Source organism: Microcystis sp. Msp_OC_L_20101000_S702 (assembly GCF_007095705.1).
Lineage (GTDB): Bacteria > Cyanobacteriota > Cyanobacteriia > Cyanobacteriales > Microcystaceae > Microcystis > Microcystis ichthyoblabe_A.
The window spans coordinates 1-12,079 of sequence record NZ_SFBO01000172.1 but is presented as its reverse complement, the minus strand read 5'-3'; the positions used below and the strand labels follow the sequence as shown (position 1 = coordinate 12,079).

At 40.1% G+C, this 12,079-nt stretch carries 14 protein-coding genes and 1 tRNA gene; 6 read left to right on the top strand and 9 right to left on the bottom strand.

The features are described from left to right. The 4 genes from EWV60_RS18260 to EWV60_RS18245 all read right to left on the bottom strand — a co-directional run. Positions 1-402: RRXRR domain-containing protein (locus tag EWV60_RS18260; RefSeq protein WP_287233890.1), on the bottom strand; the 402-nt coding region annotated here is incomplete at its 3' end. A 283-nt stretch (positions 403-685) separates the two neighbouring features. Then, positions 686-1,021 (bottom strand): XisI protein, encoded by a 336-nt coding sequence (locus EWV60_RS18255; RefSeq protein ID WP_002754817.1) that lies wholly within the window; start codon positions 1,019-1,021, stop codon positions 686-688. Beyond that, complete coding sequence (locus tag EWV60_RS18250) at positions 1,009-1,140, bottom strand: element excision factor XisH family protein (protein WP_002761389.1); 132 nt, start codon at positions 1,138-1,140, stop codon at positions 1,009-1,011. Before EWV60_RS18250 ends, EWV60_RS18255 begins: the two co-directional genes overlap by 13 nt. Before the next feature lie 27 nt (positions 1,141-1,167). After that, positions 1,168-2,784: an AAA-like domain-containing protein gene (locus EWV60_RS18245; RefSeq protein ID WP_287233888.1), complete on the bottom strand. Its 1,617-nt coding sequence runs from the start codon at positions 2,782-2,784 to the stop codon at positions 1,168-1,170. Positions 2,785-3,052: 268 nt separating this feature from the next. Here EWV60_RS18245 and EWV60_RS18240 point away from each other — a divergent pair, with 268 nt between their 5' ends. Together EWV60_RS18240 and EWV60_RS18235 are read left to right on the top strand one after the other, a co-directional pair. Beyond that, positions 3,053-3,292 carry a DUF433 domain-containing protein gene (locus EWV60_RS18240; RefSeq protein ID WP_002736820.1) on the top strand — a complete coding sequence of 80 codons (240 nt, stop codon included), beginning with the start codon at positions 3,053-3,055 and terminating at the stop codon, positions 3,290-3,292. Beyond that, positions 3,292-3,660, top strand: a complete 369-nt coding sequence (locus tag EWV60_RS18235) for a DUF5615 family PIN-like protein (protein WP_002766989.1) — start codon at positions 3,292-3,294, stop codon at positions 3,658-3,660. Before EWV60_RS18240 ends, EWV60_RS18235 begins: the two co-directional genes overlap by 1 nt. A 138-nt stretch (positions 3,661-3,798) precedes the next feature. Here EWV60_RS18235 and EWV60_RS18230 read toward each other — a convergent pair whose 3' ends face one another. Together EWV60_RS18230 and EWV60_RS18225 are read right to left on the bottom strand one after the other, a co-directional pair. Then, positions 3,799-4,128 (bottom strand): helix-turn-helix transcriptional regulator, encoded by a 330-nt coding sequence (locus EWV60_RS18230; RefSeq protein ID WP_287233886.1) that lies wholly within the window; start codon positions 4,126-4,128, stop codon positions 3,799-3,801. Then, complete coding sequence (locus tag EWV60_RS18225) at positions 4,125-4,481, bottom strand: type II toxin-antitoxin system RelE/ParE family toxin (RefSeq protein WP_185240766.1); 357 nt, start codon at positions 4,479-4,481, stop codon at positions 4,125-4,127. The genes EWV60_RS18230 and EWV60_RS18225 overlap by 4 nt, the downstream gene beginning before the upstream one ends. A gap of 212 nt (positions 4,482-4,693) precedes the next feature. Between EWV60_RS18225 and EWV60_RS18220 the strand changes: the two genes are divergently transcribed. The 3 genes from EWV60_RS18220 to EWV60_RS18210 all read left to right on the top strand — a co-directional run bounded on the left by EWV60_RS18220 (position 4,694) and on the right by EWV60_RS18210 (position 5,693). Then, positions 4,694-4,945: a hypothetical protein gene (locus EWV60_RS18220; RefSeq protein ID WP_002791108.1), complete on the top strand. Its 252-nt coding sequence runs from the start codon at positions 4,694-4,696 to the stop codon at positions 4,943-4,945. An 86-nt stretch (positions 4,946-5,031) separates the two neighbouring features. After that, positions 5,032-5,283, top strand: coding sequence for a hypothetical protein (locus EWV60_RS18215; RefSeq protein WP_002774365.1), 252 nt, complete (start codon positions 5,032-5,034; stop codon positions 5,281-5,283). Next, positions 5,280-5,693: a type II toxin-antitoxin system VapC family toxin gene (locus EWV60_RS18210; protein ID WP_002797269.1), complete on the top strand. Its 414-nt coding sequence runs from the start codon at positions 5,280-5,282 to the stop codon at positions 5,691-5,693. The genes EWV60_RS18215 and EWV60_RS18210 overlap by 4 nt, the downstream gene beginning before the upstream one ends. A 15-nt stretch (positions 5,694-5,708) precedes the next feature. Here EWV60_RS18210 and EWV60_RS18205 read toward each other — a convergent pair whose 3' ends face one another. Both EWV60_RS18205 and EWV60_RS18200 read right to left on the bottom strand, forming a co-directional pair. Then, the gene (locus tag EWV60_RS18205; RefSeq protein ID WP_287233881.1) at positions 5,709-7,022 is read right to left on the bottom strand and encodes a tetratricopeptide repeat protein; all 1,314 of its coding nucleotides are present in this window, start codon (positions 7,020-7,022) and stop codon (positions 5,709-5,711) included. Positions 7,023-7,313: 291 nt separating this feature from the next. After that, a tRNA-Arg gene (locus tag EWV60_RS18200) sits at positions 7,314-7,387 on the bottom strand. Positions 7,388-7,430: 43 nt separating this feature from the next. Here EWV60_RS18200 and moaC point away from each other — a divergent pair. Next, positions 7,431-7,931: a cyclic pyranopterin monophosphate synthase MoaC gene (moaC, locus tag EWV60_RS18195; protein WP_287233879.1), complete on the top strand. Its 501-nt coding sequence runs from the start codon at positions 7,431-7,433 to the stop codon at positions 7,929-7,931. Between the two features lie 259 nt (positions 7,932-8,190). Here moaC and bchH read toward each other — a convergent pair whose 3' ends face one another. Then, positions 8,191-11,856, bottom strand: coding sequence for a magnesium chelatase subunit H (bchH, locus tag EWV60_RS18190; RefSeq protein ID WP_287233877.1), 3,666 nt, complete (start codon positions 11,854-11,856; stop codon positions 8,191-8,193). Positions 11,857-12,079 lie beyond the last annotated feature (223 nt).

The following is a 12,079-nucleotide window of genomic DNA, read 5'->3' as shown; positions in this document are numbered from 1 at the left end:
TAATTTTCCTTGTCTTCTATTTGAAAATCGTTTTTGTCGATGCGCTCTTAGATTAAAAGGAAGTTGGCGGTTAATCCGTCTTCCTCTACGTCCTCTTCGCATTAACCGTCTATTGTCCAGGCGCTCTCTTACTCGTTTAAAAGGAAGTTCTAAGTGAGCCTTCCAAAGAGTAAAAAGAGAGGATTGAACGCCAATTCCCGAAAATAATTTACCTGGGTCAATACCAATGGCAATCGGTTGGGTTTTGTTATCGGAAGGTTCATCGGTTAGCTGGACATAGAAAATACCTAAGTCGTTAAATTTGCCGATAGCTTTTCCTTCTTTGATCCACCGTCTGGCCCGACTGGGTTTAGTGGGCATCAACGGCTTTCCGTCTTTTGAGATAACAGGAACTCTTGCCATGGAGATAATCCTTAAGAGTAAAGTTAAAGTCCCTTCCCGCAACACAATCAAGATGTCTTGTCTAACAACGCTTTACCAATAAAGCTTAGAGGGAATCCGAACTAGGGAAGTATTCGGAGGTCTGTGCCAGATTGTGTCTCGATGCGGTAGTCTCTACTTGCGTCGCCTAAATTGGTTTAGACAAGCCCCGTCGCTTTTAGGGTGGGGTTAGTGACCTGATACCAAATTGCTAAAAATATGTCCCAGAAAACGGATTTCTTTAAGAAACCCGTTTTCTAAGAGGTTAGGCGATCGCGTAGCCCGTGTAACCGCGTACATCCGCCGGATGAAAAGCGAGGACAATATCCTGCTGGGGAACACCCGCTGCCACTAGCTCATGGGTTACTCCGTCTTCGGTTTCATCTCGTTGTACCCAGATTTTCTCGTTGATAATATCCAAATGAATTAAACAGCCATGCACGCGAGTTTTGCGATCCCATCCGAGCGTCATCAAAAGATAGCTATCTCGAACTTCATCAAAAATCGGCTTACAAATCAATTCGCCGTGAGAATAAGGGATTTCAGTATAAGGAATCAAAACCGATTTAATAATATGACGATACTGATCTAATTTTTCCATTGCGAAATGACCTCCTTTTCAGCATCAAAAACAATAAACTTGAGATTTTCATCTTCGATTAAAATTTGTCCGATTGGCTCTTCAAAAAATGAATTATAAATCACATCTCTAATCGCCAAATCTAGTTTACAATAAAGTGTTTTTATTTAATTTCCTCCCAAGCGATCGCAAAAATACTGACGATAAAGATCGCAGCGAGGTTTCACATTATTATCAACCCGCACCACTAATCCCATACTGTCCAGTTTAAACGACTCCTCAGACCGCAAACGCACCGGCGCTTCAGAAGTAATAACCAATTTCATGGCTGCCCCCAGTTCAGGATAATCTTCCAAAGTCTTCAAATGTCCCCGCAGATAATCGCTGTAAATTCCCGCTTCTGTGGGAGCCGTCCGCAAAAATTCCGCCAAAGAAAGATCCCCCGCTGCAATGTGATAGAGTGCCGAGCGCACCATGTAGGGATGCCCTCCAATTAACCCCATAAATTGTTCGAGTTCCCCCTCTGTCCAAGTTAATCCGTGCCGTGCTACCAACTCCTGTACCTGTTCAGGCGTAAACTCTCCCAATTCGATGGGCAACCCCACATTAAAAGGCGATTGATTGATATCCCGTTGGGCATAGGACTCTTGAGAATGGACGATGATCAGCCGCAATTTCTGCCACAGTTTTTTAATCTTGGAACTTTCATGCCAGCCGCGCAATAATCCGCATAAATCCGTCTCGATATCTGCGTATTTAAAGATGCGATCAAAGTTATCGATCGCCAACACTAACGGGCGATCGTCCCCCTCTAATAAATACTTCTCAAAATAATCCGTACTGTTATCGTTCGCTCCAAAAATATCATCCCAATACTCTTCAATCTTGACCCTTACTCCTAGTGGTTTACCCACCGACGCACAAAACCACTGCATGAACTTGTCGAGATCGTCAAAGAACTTTTGATTGGTCTGTTCCAGATCGATCGTTACCGCACGATAGCCTAGTTGAGATGCTTGGGCAAGTACCTTCGCCATCAGGGACGATTTGCCCATATTGTGGGGCGATTTAATCCGAATCAGGGAGCCAGGCTTTTGAATTTCCTCATAGCACCGTTCTTCGTAAGGGGAAGTAATATAAAAGCGAGAGTCAATGCTAACTTGTCCTTCTGGAGATTCCAAGCTAATTTCCTGTTGTATCTTGTCTGGAGTAACTGTTGGCTTGAGGGGTTCCGATTGCGTTGGCATCTCAGTGGCTTTTGCGGATTGTTGCGGCTCTGGCAAGACAGTGGGCTGTTTGTCAGTTAACACTGTCGCCATTTCCATTGCCGCGTGGCGAATCCCCTTAGCAATATTTAAAAACGCCTCACCCCGATTACTCCAAGTCGTCACAGGCTTGGCATTTTTTGGCAAAGCTTGCAACTTACCAAAAGGCGCACCACTCCAATCCACCGGCTTCAAAATAATCGGAATCACCCGCGCCTCCCCCGCATCATGCCGTGCGATCGCCCGTTCCATTTCAAGATCATAACAGTAGTCAGAAGCGATAAAGTTTTCACTAATCAACAACAGAATAATCTCGACTGAATTGAGATTTTCATCAATGGCTTGTTTCCACTCTGTTCCAGCACTAATTTTGCGATCGTGCCATGATTTAATCACTCCCTGTCTTTGTAATGACGCGAGGTGAAATCCCAAAGTTTCCCGCAGTTTCTCATCCCGGTGAGAGTAAGAAATAAATACATCGAGCGGTGTGGATGATATGTCTGGATTAGGTAAAATCATGGCTCTCAGTTTTACGATTTCAGAAAACGGTTTTTTTCAAACTATTGATTTCAGAAAACGGGTTTTTTCAAAAAACCCGTTTTCTCGTCTAACTTGTTATACTATACTACTACAACTTAAAACCTCACCATTCCCTAATCTTCCCTGCGGGGTTGGAGACAAGCTTTGCACCCTCACTGAAGGAGTAATTTCCCACTTCCACTCGCAACTATAGAATTAGCTATAATAAAATTACCACAGGTATCATCTTCATATTTCTGGAAACTATATGACCTTAAAACAATTAGACCGAATTACTTTTAACTCCAAAATTATGGCAGGTCAAGCCTGTATTCGAGGAATGCGTATTCCTGTTTCTTTAATTCTTAATCTACTTGCTAACGAAAAGCCGATAGAGGAAATATTAGAGGAATACCCTGACCTAGAAAGAGAAGATATTCACCAATGTTTATTATATGCTTCTTGGTTAGCCAGAGAACAAGTTCATCATTTTGAATTAATCGAGTAATGGAGATAGAGTTTCTAGCCGATATGGGGATTTCTCTGCGTACAGTCTCATGGTTAAGAGAACAAGGTTATGATGTCGTTCATCTTCGAGATGAAGGCTTACAAACTTTATCTGATCAGGAAATTCTTGCCAAAGCAAAAAGAGAAAAGCGGATAATTTTAACTGTCGATCTAGATTTTTCTCAACTTCTCGCTATTAGTGGTGATAATTTACCAAGTGTCATCCTATTCCGTTTAGGCAATGAAAACTACAATCTAATTAATCAGCGTTTAACTATAGTTTTACGAGATTGTACAAAAGCATTAAAGACGGGAGCAATTGTGTCAGTAACAGATCGTATTTTTAGGATTAGACTTTTACCAATTTAAGATTTTTGCTTTATAGCGTTCATGGAGTCTTCCCGTTAATTCCATCTTAAATATTGTGTTCCAAAAGCGAACACCTTTATTATTGAGTACAAATTATAACATTGGCAAATAATCTCCCTGTCCTCTGTGTCTCTGTGGTTAATTACACTTCGTTTCTGAATAGTCACCAATAATTATAGGTTCTTTGTTGGGAATTTTGACAATAATTTCGACAGTTCCACCTAATGCGTTAACTACTTCGCGCAGTGTATTTAGCTCTAGATTTTGCTCTTGTTTAAGTCTAGGTACTATTGATTGCTGTACTTCAAAATACTTTGCCAATTCTGATAAAGATAAACCTAGTTTTTCCTGCAAATACTTAAGCGTAAGTTCCTCCAGATAAATTTGGGAAGCTCTTGCTTTAATAATTGCTTGTCGTTCTCCACAAAGTTTATTAAATTCTTCCGAGAAGTTGGTATATTCTTTCATGACTTTTCTTCCTTAAGTTTTTCCAGATATTTTTGATAACGTTGATCTGCTATAGGAATATTTTCTTTGTACCATCTTTTGTTACCTGACTTGTTCCCCCCAACAAGTAAAATTGCTTGTCGATGAGGATCAAAGGCAAATAAAACACGCCAAGGTTCACCTTTATACTGAATACGAAGCTCTTTCATATTCTTAAAAGAAGATCCTTCAATGGTATCAACTCGTGGTCTCCCCAGTGCTGGTTCAAGTTTCATCAATACAGTTAAAACAGCAAATACTTCATTTTGAAGTCCCTGTTCTTGTTGATAAAACCAGAACCTAAAATCTGGATCAAATATAATATTCCATTCCATAACTATAATATAGTCTGTACATAAAATAATGTCAAGCTTTCAGTTAAACATTCGGCTCTCTTGCCATCATCATTATAAATTATAACATCGGTGAATAATCTCTGTGTTCTTTGTGTCTCTGTGGTTAATTACCCTCGATAATCTCCGTACCTCAATCCAACTTGAAAATGCTATAATAAAAGTAACCTATTATCACTAAGGAAACTTTAATCATGACTAACTTAAACAATCATTCAACCTCTAACACATCCGAAGAGCCTGAGTTATCAATGGAAGAACTCGATGCTAAATGGGATGCACTAGAAAATGACCCAGAATTTTTAGCAAAACCTTTTTGGCAAAAAATTGTTGAGATTGGTAAAGTTGTTCCCCAATCAGAATGGCGAAAACACTTACCTACAGACTTTGCGCGTAATTTTGAACATTATATGTACGGCGCACCGAGAGAAGATGAGGAAGAATGAAACAAATTTTCGCAAAACATTTACCTGACCAGATAATTTAGGTTATCATTAACTTATTCTCTTTAATCTAAAAGGAACCTTTAATCATGACTAACTTAAACAATCATTCAACCTCTAACACATCCGAAGAGCCTGAGTTATCAATGGAAGAACTCGATGCTAAATGGGATGCACTAGAAAATGACCCAGAATTTCGCAAAAAACCTTTTTGGCAAAGAATTGTTGAGATTGGTAACGTTGTTCCCCAATCAGAATGGCGAAAACACTTTCCCAGAGACTTTGCGCGTAACGCGGAACATTATATGTACGGCGCACCGAGAGAAGATGAGGAAGAATGAGAAAAATTTTCTTAGATACCTTCTATTTAAAAGCGTTAGCTGATAGAGGAGATAATGCTCATAGACTTGCTATAAGTATGGTAGCAAGACTGGGTAACTTTAGAGGTGTTACCAGTGAAATGGTTCTGACAGAATTACTCAATGCTTTATGCAGTAGAGGGGAATTTTTGCGTAAATCAGCTATTCGTCTAACTCATGATTTACGCAATGACAGCAAAACCATAATCATTCCCCAAACCAGTGAACAATTTCAGCAAGCTTTTGATTTTTACCAAAGACGATTAGATAAAGGATACAGTTTAACTGATTGTGCTTCCATGCAGATTATGAGACAACTGGAAATCTCTGAAATATTAACCTTTGATAAGCATTTTCAGCAAGAAGGATTTAGCGCATTACTCAGAGAATAGTCACTAAACTTTACTTCACTTTAATTTTTTTCTCGCTTCATATAACCATTGTTCTTCCTCTGTATTAATTTCCCTCCCTTGAGCTAAATTAAGACATTTACGCCAATTTTCCTGAGATAATTTCTTGTCTTCTTTTTCTAAAAGTTGAGCATAAATACAAAAAGCAGCACCGGGATTGCGGATAAATTTCTGATAAGCTGGATTTTCAGCGATACCAATAGCAACTAAAAGATTAGGAATTGCATCTTCACTGCGATTTTGCTTAAATCTGGCCCAGCCTAGATTTTTATAAATACTATATTTTTGTACTGCTAAATTGCGTTTCTCCTCTTCAGTAAATTGGTCTAGTTTTTCATCTTTTTCTGCTAATAATCTCTTGGCTTTTTCCAGTAACTCTACTGCTTCTGCATTCTTATTATCGCGCAGATACCAATAAGCGAGATTATTATAAGCATCTATAAAACCACCTTTTGCCGCGATTAAATAGTGTTTTTTCGCATTAGTCAAATCCTGTAACTCTTCGTAAAGTGTTGCCAACTTATAATGAGCATCTAAATTATCTGGATCTAACTCAATCGCTTTTAAATACTTCTCTTCTGCTAAGGCTAAATTGGGAAGTTCTTGACTTGCTGGCGGAGGAGATTGTAAATGGCTTCCTTCTTGCTTATAAAACTCAGAAAACCAAGAGAAATTTAGATAAATTCCCAAGAGAAAAGCAAAGACTATTACTGTTACAGAAAACTGTATTTCTTCATACCAATGTTCAGCAATCCCAAGAAATTTCATTAACTTAACAAAACCCTTCTGGCGCGTCCGTGTGAGAGCATTTTCAGTTTGTAATAAAGAAATGAAAGTCGAAAAAATAACACCCCCTATTTCTGGCAAACCTGAACCACCACTAAGAAACCGAGTAGCAATCGTTCCGATTAATGTAAAATTAACCCCTAATAAAACCAGTTTACCGATTCTCCATAGCCAATCAAAGCGATTGCAAGGATGCAGAGATTCTCTACTTTCTAAATGCCACCACCAAGCCTGAGCAGACATAGGTAAAGTCTCCCGATATTCAGCTAAGTCAATAACTTGAGTAATTTTGTAACTCTTCTGTTTTAATCTATTATCTTGTTCGATTAATTTTGACCACATATCAACCGAAATTTCCGCCTCGGCTTCCATTCGTTTCTGAAGAGCATCTCTGGCGGTAATAATTTCTAAAGCCTGTGCTTTTTTCAGAGATTTATTATGAGAAGTATCTAAATAATTTAGAGCATTCTGGTAACGCTCTAAAGCAACTTGAAAGGGTGTCGGCACAGGTGCAGGAGAATTCATATTATACTAAATCCGTTGAGCATAGGTTACTTATAAGGACAGGCAAAAGGCAAGAGGCAAAAGGCAAAAGGGGGAATAAATAATCAGTTTTTAATAACCAGATTTAGTATTATACAATCCTAAAAGTTTAGTTTCTTTCACTGTTTGAGGGTAAAAAATACCTCGGCAAAACTGGCTGATGATACTAAATCCTGTTTAAAAAGTATAGGAAAGTGGGAAGATGGGGCAAAAAACCAAAGAAATTAGGAACTATATGTCCCTAATTCCTGTAGTATATGCCATTGTATGTAACGGGCTTGGAGAGACTCGAACTCCCGACCTTGTGGTCCGTAGCCACACGCTCTAATCCACTAAGCTACAAGCCCTTGTTTTTCTCAACAGTAAACTACTATAGCACAGGTTCATTCAATGACGCAAGAGGGTAAAGAAAAATTATCTCATCTCGACAGCCAAGGCGAGGCCCAGATGGTGGATGTATCGGAGAAAATGCCCACTAAACGCACTGCTATCGCCCTAGGACAAGTGAGAATGCTAAAAACGACTTTTGAAGCCATAGAACAGGGAAATGCGCCCAAAGGTGACGTTTTAGGGACGGCCAGACTAGCGGGAATTATGGCGGCCAAACAAACTTCCTGTTTAATTCCCCTTTGCCATCCCTTACCCCTGCAAAAAATCAATGTTCAGATTATCCCGAAAGCAGAGTTACCCGGCTACGAAATTCGGGCAGAAGTGGTGACAAAATCGGAAACTGGGGTAGAAATGGAGGCTTTAACGGCGGTATCTGTGGCAGCCTTGACTTTATACGATATGGCCAAAGCGTTAGAAAAATCAATCCTGATTGAAAATATCCGTCTGCTGAGTAAAACAGGAGGGAAATCAGATTATCATCAGGATACCCTGTTGCCATGAAAACCCGGGTGCATCTCACATTTGCAGAAATACCGACAATCAGCAATTATCAGTGACTCTTAAATTATTACAGATGGGTCAGCGGCTGCGTGTAAGCATCCCACCGAAAAACTAATGCGCGGGGGGTTTGGGGGGTAGAACCCCCCAAAGGCTTGGATTGAGTGGTAAAATCGGAAGTAATGACCGATTTTAGCCGAGAGTGTCCCCGTAAAAATCCCAACTTGGTAGATTGACAAAAATGAGATGCAGCCTAAAAAACCTAAGTAACCCCTTCTAATTTTTCATCGGTCAATTGATATAATTCCTGTAATTTCTCTAATTTGTCGGGGTCTGCTTGCCAAAAACCGCGACCCTGTGCTTCTAACATTCTACCGACAATATTACGGAAAGCTTCGGGATTAGCTTGACGCAATTTTTCCGCCATTTCTGCATCAAAAGCGTAGGTATCGGCTGCCTGATCATACACCCAATCGTCACTAAAATTAGCCGTACCGCCCCAACCAATTAAAGCGGTCATTCTTTGGGAGATTTCGTAGGCCCCACCGGAACCTTGATTAACCATGGCATTGGCCCATTTAGGATTGAGTAATTTACTGCGGTATTCTAAGCGCAAAACCTCCTCTAATTTGCGGGGAGTTGTATCATTGGAAAAACTCTCAACAAAACTCGTCATCACCCGTTTACCGCTTTGTTTTTCTGCGGCTAATTTTAATCCTCCCGTGTTGCCGTAGTATTCCTGAATATCGGTTAAACCGTATTCTACCGAGTCAATTTCTTGGATAATACTTTCACTGGTTTTTAATAACTGTTGTAGCACCTCTGGCCGCGCTTGTCCCTTATCTTGACGACCATAACTAAAAACATTACGCTTTTCCCAAGTTTTCGCTAATTCGTTTTCATTATCCCAATTTCCCTCCACTACTTGGTCATTAACTAAAGAGCCAAAATCCCCAGCAGGATTGGAAAATAAACGAGCGCTGGCATTGTCAATTCCTTGACTTTTTAAGGCTAAATAGTGCTTACGGATATAATTATCATTTTCCGATTCTTCTATCTCAGCTGCCCGCTGCATTAAATCATCCAATAACTCGATAATATTGATAAAAGTATCCCGAAAAATTCCCGATAAATTAGCCAGAATATCGATGCGCGGGTGTCCAATTTCCCCTAAAGGTTTTAATTCATACCTGACAATTCTTCCTGTCCCCTCTTTGACTGGTTCCGCACCGACTAATTCTAAGAGAATACCCAGGGATTCACCCTTAGTTTTAATCACATCTAATCCCCAGAGTAAAACTGCTACAGTTTCGGGATATTTTCCTTTTTCGGTTAAGTTTTGTTGTAGCAGTTTTTTGGCGATTTCTCGTCCGCGAGTGTAGGCTGCGGGGGAAGGCATTCGGTAGGGATCCAAAGCGTGTATATTGCGTCCTGTGGGTAAAACTCCCGCACCATCCCGGAGTAAATCACCCCCCGGTGCCGGTGGTACATATTCCCCATTTAATCCCCGCAAAAGATTAGTTAACTCCTCGCTATTTTGTCCTAATAAATTTTTAATAGCAATGCCTTCTTTAAGCTTTTCATTGGTTGCTTCATCAGCGAGAATTTGCTGAAATTCTCGCTCAGATAAATCGGTAAAATAAGCATCAAGATAACCTTTTAATTCTTCCTGATTGGGAGCAGTTCCTAGGGTGTGTAAACCCGAAGAAAATAGTCTTTGTTCGACGATTTGCAAGTAATTATACACCTTGACAAAATAATCGGTTAGTGCATAGCGGCTAAATAATTTGGCATTTTCTAAAGTGAATTCTATTCCCTGTTTTTCTGCTTCCAGAAAAGGACAATCTTTAGAGATACCTGTATCAATAATCTTTTGGAGAATACTATCTCTTAAAGCGTAATTTTTCTCAGGATTTTCTCGAAACTCGGCAATCAAATCTCGCAAAATCATCAATTCTTTATATAATCCCGCTCGTCCGTAGGGAGGCACATTATGGGAAATTAACACCCCATAACCGCGACGTTTAGCTAGGATAGATTCCGAGGGATTATTAGCGGCATAAATATATAAATTCGGTAAATCTCCTAATAAAATATCTGACCAAGAATAACCAGTATTTCCTAGGGGTGAACCGGGCAGCCATTCGACAGTTCCGTGCATACCAAAATGAACGAGCGCATCGGTCTTAAAATCTTTTTGTAACCACTGATAAAAGGCTGCATACTGAGGGTGAGGAGTTAAATCTTTTTCAAACATTAACCGCATCGGATCCCCAGCAATTCCTAAAGGTGGCTGCACTCCAATCCAGATATTACCTAACTCAATTCCCCCTAAATGATACTGGTCGCCAATAGTTTTTATCCCCGCATCTTTTAGGGATTTCCAGTGCTTTTCGATGCGAGAGGTTAACAGATACCCTAGCCAATTTTCTAAAGTTTCTATCGATAAACGATTTTGTTTAGAGAGATTTTCATCATCGGCAAATTTAACTTTTTGAATAATTTCTTCCCCGTCTTCGGGAATTGTTCCCACATGATAACCCTGCGCTTCTAAAGCTTGTAAAAACTTAACTAAACTCCGGGGAACATTTAATAAAGCTGCCGTACCAACTGCCCCATAACCCGGCGGAAATCCATAGAGAATGATGGCTATTTTGCGTTCTTGCGGAGGGGTTTTATGTAACTTAATCCAACTGTTTAAACGTCCAGTTAAACGCTGTAATCTTTCGGGGATTAAATAGATAGTTTCCCCCACTAATCCCCCCAGAGGAATTGTATCAATTGCCCCATCTAATTCCGGTAAAGCGTATAGAACCACACTCTGTAAACCACCGATTCCCTGTCTTGTCCAAGAATAAATATCTTGAATCAATAAAGGGGCAGCGATAAGATAAGGAATATTTTTAGCAGACAGAATTCGTTTAGCCACTTCTACCTGTCTTCCTGCTTCCATAGAACCCGCAGGACCTCCCACCAAAGGAAAGCCAATCGTCGAGACAATTGCATCTACTGTCACCGCATCTTCACTTAAAGAAGGAGTTTCAATGATTCCTTTTTTTCTTTGCTGAATTTCGTAGTCTGTGGTTAACCAATCCCGAACAATTGTATGGCCTTCCACTCCGTTAATAAACACGGGTAGGGGAATTAAATTAGCCGTTTCAAAATGACGGATTAATTGATTAATATAGGGTAGTTTACTGATAACGTGCTTCCGATAAAGCAGCAGTGCCACCACTGGTTTATCAAGAGATTTATTTTTTTTATACCAAGTTAAATATTCTTGGGGAGTGAGAAAATAACCCTGATAATCGGGGTGTAATAGTCCCTTATTGGGAGTTTCGATAACTTCGGGTATTTCCCGTACTTTTAATCCTAGATATTTTTGGGCAATTACCCAACACATAGCGGCAACATTTTCGGTTCCTCCCGCATTCCAATAACCGTAAATAATTAACCAATTACGCAAATCTTGAACTTTTTTAGCGGGAATAAATTTCAGCAGTTTCGGACCAGTTTTGAGGAAACTGAGATAACCAGCTAACTTATCTTCTTCCTTGCCACTGGAAAATTTACTCAAGATAAATTGAATTGGTTTTGGCATTCCTTTTGGTTTATCCCCGATGGCAAATTCTCCCAAACGGGTTAAACTCATTAACTCTAAAGCAGACTCAAAAACTAAGCGAATCGGAATCTGTGCCGCTCGTTGCCGCAGCCAAGTAACTTGATCGTAATCGAAGATCAAACTAGCAAAAAAAACGTCGGCAGTGGCTAAAGCTTGCTCGACTATTTCCGGTTCGCTAGTCAAGGATTTATCGCTAAATACTTTTACTTCTAAATCGGGACATTTAGAACTGGCCAACAGGCCCGATTGCCGATACAAATTCCTGTTAAAGGTTTCAAAGCCAACAATTAAAACAATGCTTTTCATAAGAATTTATTTTTATACTAAATCTGGTTATTAAAAACTGATTATTTATTCCTCCTTTTGCATGAGTGCCTCTCCTGATACTTATCCTATACTCAACGGATTTAGTATTACTTGCGATTTTATCACTCAATCCAAGCCTTTGGGGGGTTCTACCCCCCAAACCCCCCGTTGGGGGCGTGGCGCCGCCCCCAAACCCCCCGCGCATTAGTTTTTCGGTGGGATG

What these genes read in the sequence shown, in the direction of transcription:
- EWV60_RS18255 (WP_002754817.1), bottom strand. Translation starts at nt 1,021, where the DNA reads ATGGAAAAATTAGATCAGTATCGTCATATTATTAAATCGGTTTTGATT.
- EWV60_RS18245 (WP_287233888.1), bottom strand. Translation starts at nt 2,784, where the DNA reads ATGATTTTACCTAATCCAGACATATCATCCACACCGCTCGATGTATTT.
- EWV60_RS18240 (WP_002736820.1), top strand. Translation starts at nt 3,053, where the DNA reads ATGACCTTAAAACAATTAGACCGAATTACTTTTAACTCCAAAATTATG.
- EWV60_RS18235 (WP_002766989.1), top strand. Translation starts at nt 3,292, where the DNA reads ATGGAGATAGAGTTTCTAGCCGATATGGGGATTTCTCTGCGTACAGTC.
- EWV60_RS18230 (WP_287233886.1), bottom strand. Translation starts at nt 4,128, where the DNA reads ATGAAAGAATATACCAACTTCTCGGAAGAATTTAATAAACTTTGTGGA.
- EWV60_RS18225 (WP_185240766.1), bottom strand. Translation starts at nt 4,481, where the DNA reads ATGGAATGGAATATTATATTTGATCCAGATTTTAGGTTCTGGTTTTAT.
- EWV60_RS18220 (WP_002791108.1), top strand. Translation starts at nt 4,694, where the DNA reads ATGACTAACTTAAACAATCATTCAACCTCTAACACATCCGAAGAGCCT.
- EWV60_RS18215 (WP_002774365.1), top strand. Translation starts at nt 5,032, where the DNA reads ATGACTAACTTAAACAATCATTCAACCTCTAACACATCCGAAGAGCCT.
- EWV60_RS18210 (WP_002797269.1), top strand. Translation starts at nt 5,280, where the DNA reads ATGAGAAAAATTTTCTTAGATACCTTCTATTTAAAAGCGTTAGCTGAT.
- EWV60_RS18205 (WP_287233881.1), bottom strand. Translation starts at nt 7,022, where the DNA reads ATGAATTCTCCTGCACCTGTGCCGACACCCTTTCAAGTTGCTTTAGAG.
- moaC (WP_287233879.1), top strand. Translation starts at nt 7,431, where the DNA reads ATGACGCAAGAGGGTAAAGAAAAATTATCTCATCTCGACAGCCAAGGC.
- bchH (WP_287233877.1), bottom strand. Translation starts at nt 11,856, where the DNA reads ATGAAAAGCATTGTTTTAATTGTTGGCTTTGAAACCTTTAACAGGAAT.